Below are 11,900 nucleotides of genomic sequence, written 5' to 3'. Positions count from 1 at the left end.
GAATGCTACAGGATGAAAGAAATAAATCGAATAACACAAACATCTAATAAGGATTCAGTTCTACAGAAATGCGTATAGATATCATTACCGTCGTTCCAGATATTTTAAAGAGTCCTTTTGAGGCTTCTATCCTGGAACGGGCGATCAAAAAAGGTCTCGTAGAGATCCACCTGCATAATTTAAGAGATTACGTTAGTGATAACTATAAGCAAATTGATGACTATCAATTTGGTGGTGGCGCAGGAATGGTAATGATGATCGAACCTATAGACAAATGCATTTCAAAACTAAAGTCTGAGAGAGCATACCAGGAAGTGATCTATATGACTCCAGATGGAGAAAGACTCGAGCAGAGAACTGCGAACAGTTTATCTCTACATGAAAACCTAATTATTTTATGTGGTCATTATAAAGGAGTAGATCAACGAGTACGTGATCAGTTCATTACTAAAGAGATCAGTATTGGAGATTACGTATTATCTGGTGGTGAATTAGGTGCGGCGGTGCTTTGTGATTCCATCATTCGACTGATTCCGGGAGTTTTGGGAAATGAAACTTCTGCATTAACAGATTCTTTTCAGGATGATTTGCTTGCTCCCCCGGTTTACACCCGACCTGCTGAATATAAGGGCTGGAAAGTACCGGAGATCCTTACCAGTGGTAATTTTCCGAAGATAGAAGCATGGCGTGAGGATCAGGCTTATAAACGTACAAAAGCACTTCGACCTGATCTTTTAAAGGAAGATTAATTTTTTCAAATTCAGGCTTGTAGAATAATATTATTTAATTAATTTTGCACTCATTCTAAAATAACCTCTGGCGAGAAACGTGCATGTTGTTTTTGAATTTACTTTAAACTATTAAGAATGGAATCGTTAGTAAAATTTGTTCAGGACGAATTCGTATCAAGAAAAGATCTACCTGAATTTTCAGCAGGAGATACAATTACTGTTTATTACGAAATTACAGAGGGTCAGAAAACAAGAACACAGTTCTTTAGAGGTGTTGTTATCCAGTTAAGAGGAACAGGATCATCTCAAACCTTCACTATTAGAAAGATGAGTGGAACTGTTGGAGTGGAAAGAATTTTCCCAATCAACCTTCCGGCGATTCAAAAAATTGAGATCAATAAGAAAGGTAAAGTTAGAAGAGCTAGAATTTTCTACTTTAGAGAACTTACTGGTAAGAAAGCTCGTATCAAAGAAGCTATCAGAAGATAATTCTTTCTTGTACAAATATTTAAAAGCCCCGGTTCTTCCGGGGCTTTTTTGTTTAATATATTATAAGGAATGCCTCAGCATAATTGTTGAAACGTCAACGATTAATCAGTTATAGTGAACTGTTTACATATAATTATTAACCCTTTTAAAATAAACCCTATTATTTAACAATTAACTTTTTATTAACTGAAAGTTTCCACTTAAATTCCACAGAAATTCAAACTAAAATAAACTTATGAAAAGATCGATTACTAGCGTGTGGAAGCTAATGGGCTTAATGTTATTTGCCGGCGCTACACTTGTTTCGTGTGAAAAAAATGAAGATGGATTTGAGGAAGCAGAAGTTGTTTCTGCAGAACTTGCTGAACCTTCTTTTACTAACTATCTAGTTATTAGCAAAGAAGATGAAACTTCTAAAAAAGCTGCTCTCAATTTTCTAAAGAATGCTGAAAATATAAGTATTGTAAGAACTCTTCCTGAAATTGGAATGACTGTTATCAATACTAAAGATGCTTCACTTTTAACTAAAGCAAGAGAACAAAATCTTACGGTAATTCCAGATTACGAAATTAAATGGATTCCAACTGCAGAAGCAACTCAAGCTAGTTTAGCAGATGGTGAATACTTTTATGATGTTGGTTACATGTGGGGACTTGACGCTATTAGCGCACCTGCAGCGTGGGACCTAGGTTTTACAGGTAAAGGAGCCAGTGTTTATGTGCTAGATTCCGGAATCGATCCAGATCATTACGATCTTGCTCCGAACGTAAATACTGAACTTTCCATTTCTTTTATTGCTAATGAAAGCTATGTCGTAAGTGATGATATAGGTTTCAATCACGGTACTCACGTCGCTGGAACTATCGCAGCTGCAGATACCAATTATGGGATTATTGGTGTTGCTCCAGAAGCTGAGCTGGTAGCTGTAAAAGTTTTAAGTGAAAGAACTGGAAGCGGGCCATTTAGCGCGATCAATGCCGGTCTTATGTACGCTGGAGATATGGGTGCCGATGTTGTAAATATGAGTCTTGGTGCTACTTTTAGAAAAAGTGGTTGGTTAACTGATGCTGATGGTAACGATTATCATATTCCTGCAGTATACATTCGTGACATTATCGCTGCACAACAAAGAGCGGTTAATTATGCAGTTTCTAAAGGAACTACGGTTATCGCTTCAGCAGGAAATGATGCGCAGAATTATGATGGACTTAGTTCTTATATCAAATTACCTGGTGGTTTAAACAACGTAGTAACTGTGAGTGCTACTGCACCTCAAGCTTACTATCCAGGTCTTCCAGATCAAAACTTTGATATTCCTTCCAGCTATACCACTCATGGTAGATCTTTAATTGATGTTGCTGCTCCGGGCGGGGATTTTGATGGACCTAGTTATGGTCTTGATGGAATCTTAAGTGCAGGTAATAACAATGGTTTCTATTTTAGCTCTGGTACTAGTATGGCTGCTCCACATGTTTCTGGTGTTGCTGCTTTGATTATTGCGAAGAATGGAAAAATGTCACCGAAAGAAGTTCAGAGACAACTTGAAAATTCTGCTGATAAGGTTGATGGTAATGGAAAAAGTGTATTTCTGGGACAGGGAAGAATTAACGCTCTTCGTGCTGTAACTGAATAATAGATTTCAATAATTCAAAAAAACCCCGGTTCTTCGGGGCTTTTTTTTGTTTAAATCATTTACTATCAAAAGTTAAAGTCTTTTCAGAATAGGATAATATTAATTATCTTTAAGTAAGAGATTTAGAATGACAAAAGGATTTTTAGATCTTGAAGGAAGTAAAGAGTTTTTTTATTTCTAGAGTTTGAAATTTTCTATATAACATTAGTGTTTTGGACATCAAAACCAGTTTGAAAGATTTCTTATTCGGTCATATCTTCTTTTAGAATTTATGATTTTCTGGAAGCAGTGATGATTCGATTGAGTTTTAACTTAGTTTAAATATGGATCAATTACAGTTTCTGAAGCCATTTCATTTTAGTTATAAGATGAAATGGCTTTTTTTATGCTCTAAATTAAGATCTCTAACAGCGCATCATCTACTGACTTCTAGGAAAAAAGAGTGAAAATCTGTATATTGCGCGTATGACGATACCCTGGAATGTTCCAGGGTTTTCTTTGAACTTATTGCAATCAAAAACAAAATAAATGTCTCAGAAAGAAAAAATTATTTATACTAAAACTGATGAAGCTCCAATGTTGGCGACTTACTCTTTCCTGCCAATCGTTGAAGCATTTACCAAAGCAGCAGGCATAAGTCTCGAAACCCGTGATATCTCACTTGCAGGTAGAATACTATCTCAATTTCCAGATTATCTAAAAGATGATCAAAAAGTAGCAGATGACCTCGCAGAACTTGGTGAACTGGCAAAACAACCGGAGGCAAATATTATCAAGCTTCCAAATATTAGTGCTTCTGTTCCGCAATTGAAAAATGCCATCTCTGAATTACAATCGAAAGGTTTTGCTATTCCAGATTATCCGGATGAAGCTACCAATGATGAAGAAAAAGATATTAAATCCAGATACGATAAAGTTAAAGGTAGTGCCGTTAATCCGGTACTTAGAGAGGGAAATTCTGACAGACGTGCTCCTAAAGCCGTTAAGAATTTCGCTAAAAGGAATCCGCACCGAATGGGAGAATGGAGTTCAGATTCTAAAACTCACGTTTCTACCATGAGTGAAGGTGACTTCAGAGCGAACGAACGTTCTGTTACCTTATCAAAGGATGATACGCTTAAAATCGAATTTACTTCAGAAGATGGATCAGTTAAAACTCTGAAAGAAGGATTAAAAGTTCTGGATGGTGAGGTGATAGATGCTACGAAAATGAGCAAGAAGGCACTTTTAAAGTTTCTTCGTGAGCAGGTAAAAGATGCGCAGGATAAAGGTGTGCTTTTCTCTCTGCACATGAAAGCTACCATGATGAAAGTATCTGACCCTATTATTTTTGGTCATGCTGTAAAAGTATTCTTTGAAGATGTATTCGATAAATATGGAGCTGAACTTGAGAAAGCCGGTGCAGATGTTACCAGTGGTTTAGGAGATGTTCTTCAGGCCGTTGAAAGTCTTCCGAAGGACAAAAAGGATGAGATCAATTTTGCTATCGCCAAAGATCTTAAAGATGGTCCGGATATCGCCATGGTAAATTCAGATGAAGGAATCACCAATCTTCACGTTCCCAGTGATGTGATCATTGATGCTTCTATGCCAGCGATGATTAGAACAAGTGGCCAGATGTGGAATAAAGAAGGTAAGACTCAGGACACAAAGGCTGTGATCCCTGACAGTTCTTATGCTGGATTATACCAGGCTACTATAGACTTCTGTAAGGAGCATGGAGCTTTTGATCCTACAACAATGGGAACAGTTCCTAATGTTGGGTTAATGGCACAGAAGGCCGAAGAGTATGGATCTCACGACAAAACTTTCGAGATTTCAGGTAAGGGTAGCGTAAAAGTTATCAATGCTGCGGGAGAAACTATTCTTGAGCATGATGTTGAAGAAGGTGATATCTGGAGAATGTGCCAGGTTAAGGATGCGCCAGTTCAGGACTGGATCAAACTTGCCATTTCAAGAGCTAGAGCAACCGGAATGCCAGCAGTTTTCTGGTTAGATGAAAATAGAGCGCATGATGCTGAACTTATCAAGAAAGTAAACAAATATCTTCCAAACCACGATACTGATGGTTTAGAGATCAAAATCATGGCTCCTACTGAAGCTACTAAATATACACTAGAGAGAGTAAAAGATGGTAAGGATACGATCTCTGTTACTGGAAATGTACTTAGAGATTATCTTACCGACCTCTTCCCTATTCTGGAACTTGGAACCAGTGCGAAGATGCTTTCTATTGTTCCTTTGATGAATGGTGGTGGACTTTTTGAAACCGGTGCCGGTGGATCTGCTCCAAAGCATGTTCAGCAATTTGTAAAAGAAGGTCACCTGCGTTGGGATTCTCTCGGAGAATTTCTTGCGCTTGCGGTTTCTCTGGAACATCTTGGTGAGAAATATAATAATTCGAAAGCTCTTACTCTTGCTGAAGCATTAGATGATGCGACAGAGAGATTCCTTAATGAAGGTAGATCTCCATCACGTAAGGTGAATGAGCTGGATAACCGTGGAAGCCACTTCTACCTGGCTTTATATTGGGCTGAAGCACTTTCTACGCAAACCAGCAATAAAGACCTGAACGTTTACTTCGGAAGAGTGGCAGATATGCTTAAAGAGAATAAGGAACTAATCCTTAAAGATCTTATCGATGCTCAGGGAAAACCTGTAGACATTGGAGGTTACTACGAACCGAATGAGGAAATGACTAAAAAAGCCATGCGTCCTAGTAACAAATTGAATGAAATTCTGGCGACTGAAGTATAAGTAACCAGATTATAAATTATATCAAAGCCTCGTCTTGGACGGGGCTTTTTTTTATTTCATTTTGATGATCTGAGCACGGTCCATAAATTGTTCCTGCAACCGCTCCATTTTCGGTTCCATCGTTTCTCCGAAAACAAGATATTGGCATTTCGATATACTTAAAGGAATTCTGAGAATATGATTTAAATGACCTCCGCGCGAAATAAATTCAGCATCTTCAATAATAAACATTTTGAGCTGACCCAGATGTATTCCCGTCATAGAAAACAACTTGCTCAACCTTTGAGGAGTGGCGATCACAATATCAACACCGTAATAGATAGCATCTTTTTGATCATCGATATTCTGTTCGTCATAAGCAGAATAAACTCTAAGATCAGTTTCAGATGTAAAATCTTTGAACCTCTCTTCCAGACTCAATGCAGCTTCCTTGTTCTTTACAAAGATCAAAGCTCTTGGAGAATCTTCAAATGCTTCAGCATTTAATTGCTGAATCACACTTATAATAAGTGCTGTTGTTTTACCGCTGCCCTTGGGAGCTATCATGTATAGATCTGCTCCACTTTTAATTTTAGGTAATGCCTTCTTCTGAAAAGCGTTGGCAGATTCCAATCCCATTTCCTGTAAAGTGGATTTAAGAACAGGGTTCAGTTTTTTAAATGACATACTTAAAATTTTGTTAGTTCAAGATCAGCCTTAGCTGATGGCAAAGTTCGACATTTTGCTCAAAATAGTAGGCCACGAAAGCAAAAAGCTTTAATTGCCTTCAATAAGCTATTTAATCTTTCGTTAAAGCTATCCGGAAATTAGAACAGGCTATTCACTTTGCTGAAATTTGCATAATGCAGAATATTTCAGAAGAGCGAGACAAAAAACAGGAGTTTATTATACTTCTTGTTTTGGGAACACTAATCGCTTTGGGGCCTTTCTCTATCGACGCGTACTTACCTGGTTTCGAAAGTATAGCTCAGGATTTTGATACTACAATTAGCCAGATTGGTTTAACACTTACCAGTTACTTTATAGGAATCTCTCTTGGACAATTGGCCTACGGCCCAATTATGGACAAATACGGTAGGAAAAGGCCACTACTTATTGGCCTTGGTATTTATTTCCTCGCCGCATTAAGCTGTATGTATTCACCAGATCTAACCTGGCTCGTTGTATCACGATTCTTTCTAGCACTTGGTGCTGCAGGAGGTATGGTGGCAGCGAAAGCCATTGTTCGTGATGTTTTTCCGGTAAACGAAGTAGCAGGTGCGATTTCTATACTGATGTTGATCATGGGTGGTGCACCAATCATTGCCCCTACTGTTGGAAGTTTTATCATAGATGCTATGGGATGGGAAATGATTTTTCTCTTTTTAGCCATTTTTAGTGTGTTGATGATCTTCAGTGTAACCAAACTTCTACCGGAAAGTAAAACACCAGACAGGGCAGTTAATCTAAGACCAAAACAGGTCGCAGTTAATTACTTTAAAATACTTACCCATCACAAGTTCTGGAGTTTTTCAATGGCAGGGAGTTTCGCTATTGGAGCGATGTTCGCATATATTTCAGGAGCTCCAAAACTCTTTATGGAAAATTTTGATCTCACTCAGAAGGAATTTGGAATTTTGTTTGGTATCAATGCGGCAGGTCTTATCCTCGGAAGTCAGATCAACCGACTTTTTCTCAAAAAATACACCCCTTTCCAGATCACGATATTTAATAGTGTGATACTTTTAGTTCTCTCTGTGTTATTCCTTTTGAATACAATAGCAGGATTTGGACTGGTATTCACCGCAATTTTACTATTCCTCATGCTGTTTTTACTGGGTTTTCAAAATCCTAATACTACAGCTTTGTCGTTGGAACCTTTCGAAGCTAAGGCTGGTAGAGCTTCGGCATTGATAGGTAGTTTGAAAATGATCCTGGGTGCATTGACGTCTTTCGCTATCAGTCAGTTTCACACTTCAAGTACCTTACCTCTGGCAATCATTCTATTAGTTTGTTTCGCAATCAGTTTCGCACTTCTTTTTAAATTTTCGAATCAGGAGAAAAAAGCATTGAAGTTCAGTGAAGTATAATTTTTGGGTTTCCACGGTATAGCCTATTTTTATTGAAAAATTGAAATTGCGACTTTTAAGTTTTCTACTATTAGTCATCCTACCTTCTATTGCGTTCTCACAAGAGTATACTTTAAGCGGTAGAGTGATCGACAAAAGCAGTAACGAAACCCTTATTGGGGTCAATCTTATTTTCCCAGATCTTGCAAACGGCGTGGTCACGAATGATTATGGTTATTATTCGATCAAACTTCCAGCTGGTAAGCACCGGGTTATTCTCACCTATATTGGTTACGCGAATGCTGAAAATGAAGTGAACATTTCAGATGATATGCAACAGAACTTTCAACTTTCAGAAGCTTCCGAAAGTCTGGATGAAGTAGTCATAACAAGCGATATCGAAGCCCTTAATATCAAGAAAGCAGAGATGAGTGTCAACCGACTCTCCATTGGTACTATTAAAAAGATCCCGGTAGTGTTCGGAGAAGTAGATGTGGTAAGAAGTCTGTTATTGTTACCTGGTGTCTCCAATGCCGGTGAGGGTTCTTCCGGGTTCAATGTGCGTGGAGGTGCAGTAGATCAGAATCTTATTTTACTCGATGAAGCAACCATTTATAATTCCTCACATTTATTCGGCTTGTTTTCCGTATTCAATCCAGATGCGATCAAGGATTTAAAATTATATAAAGGCGGAATTCCTGCGGAATATGGTGGCAGGGTTTCCTCGGTTCTGGATATTTATCAGCGTGATGGGAATAGCCGGGAATTTAAAATGCAGGGAGGAATTGGTGCGATTTCGAGCCGTCTACTAGCTGAAGGTCCTATAGTTAAGGATAAAGGAAGTTTTCTAGTTGGGGCAAGAAGTTCTTATGCCCATCTATTTCTGAAGTTAACAGATAACGACAACTCTGCTTATTTCTATGATCTGAACACCAAATTGAGTTATGAGCTGGACGAAAGCAATAAGCTGCTTTTAAGTGGTTATTTTGGTCGGGATGTTTTCAATATTAGTCAGAACTTTGAGAATACTTACGGCAATGCGGTACTGAACCTGAGATGGAACCATGTATTCTCCGATAATATTTTTACCAATCTTTCTGCTATTTATAGTGATTACTACTACGGACTTAATCTAAACTTTGTTGGATTTAACTGGGATAGCGGCATTAGAAATCTTAATCTCAAGTATGATTTCAACCATTATATTTCAGAGAATTTTGAGCTGAAGTATGGGATGCATAATACTTATTACAAGTTCAATCCCGGGGAAATAGAACCTATCGATGAGACTTCAGGAATAAATTACTTCAAATTGAATGATAAGTACGCTCTTGAAAATGCATTTTACATTTCAGCTGAACATAAATTTTCAGAAAAGCTTTCCGCAGAATATGGATTGAGACTGAGTAACTTTTTCAGATTGGGTCAGAATGATTTTAATTCGTACACCAATGATGAACCAGTTGCATATAATCCCAGAACGAGTATTTATAGCGAAGCCGATATTCTTGAAACCAGAAATGTTTCCCGTGGAGAATCACTTGAAACTTTTACCAATTTAGAACCAAGACTGGCTATTGCCTATAATTTCGCCGAGGACCAGTCTGTAAAAGTTTCATATAACCGGATGGCTCAATATTTACATTTAATTTCAAACACCAGCAGTCCCACGCCATTAGATGTCTGGACTCCTAGTGGTCCTTATATAAAGCCACAACTACTGGATCAATATGCAATTGGCTACTTCAGGAATTTCAATAATGGGGATTATAGCCTGGAAATTGAAAGTTTTTATAAGGATATACAAAACAGAATAGATTACATAGACGGTGCGAATTTGATCGCCAACAATGCTATTGAGCGAGTAGTTCTTAACGGAGAAGCAAGAGCATACGGGCTCGAACTACTGTTGCGCAAGAACGAGGGACGTTTCACAGGATGGCTGGCTTACACCCTATCGAGATCTGAGCAGAGAACACCAGGTAGAAACTCCCAGGAAATAGGAATAAACAATGGCGACTGGTACAAGACGAATTTTGATAAGCCGCATGATGTGACTATTACCGGCAGCTACGATCTAAATGAGAACTGGGATCTTAACGCCAATTTTATTTATCAGACCGGGCTTGCTACTACTTTTCCAAATGCGCAGTACGAATATGAAGATGTAAATATTCCCGTTTATGGTGCACGAAATGAGGATAGACTACCTTCTTATCACCGATTGGATCTTTCGGCAACTTATTATCCTAAAAAGAATACGGGTCGGAAACTGCAAAGCTCATGGAATTTTGGAATTTACAATGTTTACAATCGCCAGAACGCTTATTCGATTTCGTTCCGTGAAAATATGGATACGGGGAGAAATGAAGCTGTAAGACTGACACTCTTCGGGATCATCCCATCGGTAACTTATAATTTTAAATTTTAGAAATGAGATTGTATAAATCATTTTTGGCCATGATTGTATTTCTGGGATTTATCTCCTGCGAAGAAGTCGTAGATATCGACCTGGAGGAGTCTGAACCAAAATTAGTAGTAGAAGCTTCTATTGTCTGGATCAAGGGAACAGATGGAAATCGTCAGGAAATCAGGTTAAGTACAACGAGTCCTTTCTATGAAGAAGAACTACGGCCTGTGGCAACAGCTTCAATAGTGGTTACTTCTGAAAATGGTAGTACATATGAATTTACTCATGAACAGAATGGTATATATATTAATGAAGAATTTCAACCTGTTCTTGATCTGGAATATGAACTCGAATTGATTTATAATGATCAAGTTTATACTGCAACTGAAAGTTTTAAGTCAGTCTCGGGAATAGATTATGTGGAGCAATTAGATGGTGGCGGCTTTGCTGGGGATGAAATTGAGATAAAGGCATTTTATACAGATCCGGCAGACCAGGAGAATTACTACTTATTCAAGTTCACAGATGAGGACGTCTTTCTGGAATTGTATGAAGATGAGTTTACAAATGGTAACCAGATTTTCGGATATTTTTCTAATGAAGATATAGAAGCGGGTGATGTAATTTCCATACAAATGGAAGGTATAAGCAGAGAATATTATGATTATATGTTTGTACTCAGGTCACAAGTTGGCACGAATCAGGGCGGCCCTTTTGAAACAATGCCAGCAGTAGTAAGAGGCAATATCGTAAACGAAACAAACAGGGATAACTTCCCATTTGGTTATTTCAGACTTTCTGAAGCAGATTCAATAACCTATAGCGTAGAATGATGAAACATACAGATAAAAAGACCTTATCAAAAGGAGTGAAATATCTCGCAGGTTCCTTGCCCCTCGTTATGATTGGACCTTCGGTGTTGTATAATGCTTTTAATAACCAGAATCATCCCTGGTATATTCCTGTCTTGGTTTTTGGTATCATCGCAACCTTCGCTGCGATCTTTCTAATGTTTAAGGGTATTATGACCATGGTTAACTCTTTCTTCGGAAAACGCTCCTAAGTCATATTTCAATTCCTGGCAGTTCAATTCACGATCTGATTAATTTCATTTGGTAGTAAGAAAAATCAGATCAACTAAAGTGGATTAGATTGATTTCGTCGGAATAGAGCATAGTTAAACTATATGATCAGGATCCAGCTCTAGTAAATTAAGCTATTGATATAAAAAGTATCGTAGAAATTATAAATTATGTCTACAATCACTTCGTTGTTTTGAAATGAGATTTTTTCAGCTCTCATTTGATCATTCTGTTCACCTGTAAATTCCTTTTCTGATATTAGCAAATACAGCCTTATCATTTAGTTACACTTATGACTATCATATATTAATTTAACCTACGTTTTTGCTAAATTCCGAATGATCCCAGTCTTGGATTCCTCCCAGATAAAAGTTTGTTGCTATATAGTAGTACCTAAAAAAAAAGGGAATCTTACCGAGGATATAGATGATGATCAATTGTAGTATTGAATGCTGGAAGAAGTAGAAATGCGGATTACCAAATGTTAGGTTATTCGCAAATAAGGTAGTAAAAATAGTAACAGACACCAATTATATTAACTGATTGAAGTCATCAAAGGTCTTCTAAGACATCAAGTAACATGGTTTTCGATAGTAATTAGCGGCAAAAGCTATTTCATTCCTTAACTTTATGGTATAAAAAAACCCTTCATCGCTATGATGAAGGGTTCTTAAGAAGAAGGCGACGACATACTCTCCCACAATACAGCAGTACCATCTGCGCTAACGGGCTTAACTACTCTGTTCGGGA

At 37.8% G+C, this 11,900-nt stretch carries 9 protein-coding genes and 1 rRNA gene; 8 read left to right on the top strand and 2 right to left on the bottom strand.

Translation table 11 applies throughout. The annotated features are described in order from the left end of the window. Positions 1-68 precede the first annotated feature (68 nt). The 4 genes from trmD (at position 69) to ACNKXS_RS13225 (ending at position 5,610) form a co-directional block, all read left to right on the top strand. Positions 69-749, top strand: a complete 681-nt coding sequence (gene trmD, locus ACNKXS_RS13240) for a tRNA (guanosine(37)-N1)-methyltransferase TrmD (protein ID WP_417921268.1) — start codon at positions 69-71, stop codon at positions 747-749. Positions 750-866: 117 nt separating this feature from the next. Continuing rightward, on the top strand, positions 867-1,220 hold the full coding sequence (gene rplS, locus ACNKXS_RS13235) for a 50S ribosomal protein L19 (protein ID WP_141878372.1): 354 nt from the start codon (positions 867-869) through the stop codon (positions 1,218-1,220). A gap of 235 nt (positions 1,221-1,455) precedes the next feature. After that, the gene (locus ACNKXS_RS13230) at positions 1,456-2,853 is read left to right on the top strand and encodes a S8 family peptidase (RefSeq protein ID WP_417921267.1); all 1,398 of its coding nucleotides are present in this window, start codon (positions 1,456-1,458) and stop codon (positions 2,851-2,853) included. 528 nt (positions 2,854-3,381) lie between these two features. Continuing rightward, a complete protein-coding gene (locus ACNKXS_RS13225) occupies positions 3,382-5,610 on the top strand; it encodes an NADP-dependent isocitrate dehydrogenase (protein WP_417921266.1) in 2,229 nt (742 codons plus the stop codon). Between the two features lie 51 nt (positions 5,611-5,661). On the opposite strand, the gene ACNKXS_RS13220 is transcribed toward ACNKXS_RS13225, so the two are convergent. Further along, the gene (locus ACNKXS_RS13220; RefSeq protein ID WP_417921265.1) at positions 5,662-6,276 is read right to left on the bottom strand and encodes a DEAD/DEAH box helicase; all 615 of its coding nucleotides are present in this window, start codon (positions 6,274-6,276) and stop codon (positions 5,662-5,664) included. 176 nt (positions 6,277-6,452) lie between these two features. Here ACNKXS_RS13220 and ACNKXS_RS13215 point away from each other — a divergent pair, with 176 nt between their 5' ends. The 4 genes from ACNKXS_RS13215 to ACNKXS_RS13200 are packed head-to-tail and all read left to right on the top strand — an operon-like array spanning position 6,453 to position 11,131. After that, positions 6,453-7,679 (top strand): multidrug effflux MFS transporter, encoded by a 1,227-nt coding sequence (locus ACNKXS_RS13215; protein WP_417921264.1) that lies wholly within the window; start codon positions 6,453-6,455, stop codon positions 7,677-7,679. Positions 7,680-7,719: 40 nt separating this feature from the next. Next, positions 7,720-10,089 carry a TonB-dependent receptor gene (locus tag ACNKXS_RS13210; RefSeq protein WP_417921263.1) on the top strand — a complete coding sequence of 790 codons (2,370 nt, stop codon included), beginning with the start codon at positions 7,720-7,722 and terminating at the stop codon, positions 10,087-10,089. A gap of 2 nt (positions 10,090-10,091) precedes the next feature. Next, positions 10,092-10,901: a DUF4249 domain-containing protein gene (locus ACNKXS_RS13205; protein WP_417921262.1), complete on the top strand. Its 810-nt coding sequence runs from the start codon at positions 10,092-10,094 to the stop codon at positions 10,899-10,901. Further along, on the top strand, positions 10,898-11,131 hold the full coding sequence (locus ACNKXS_RS13200) for a DUF6095 family protein (protein WP_417921261.1): 234 nt from the start codon (positions 10,898-10,900) through the stop codon (positions 11,129-11,131). Before ACNKXS_RS13205 ends, ACNKXS_RS13200 begins: the two co-directional genes overlap by 4 nt. 695 nt (positions 11,132-11,826) lie before the next feature. On the opposite strand, the gene rrf is transcribed toward ACNKXS_RS13200, so the two are convergent. Next, positions 11,827-11,900: ribosomal RNA gene (rrf, locus tag ACNKXS_RS15525) — 5S ribosomal RNA — on the bottom strand; the annotation flags it as partial.

The sequence above is a fragment of the Christiangramia marina genome (assembly GCF_048285865.1).
Classification (GTDB): domain Bacteria; phylum Bacteroidota; class Bacteroidia; order Flavobacteriales; family Flavobacteriaceae; genus Christiangramia; species Christiangramia marina.
This window is presented reverse-complemented; position numbering and strand designations above follow the sequence as displayed.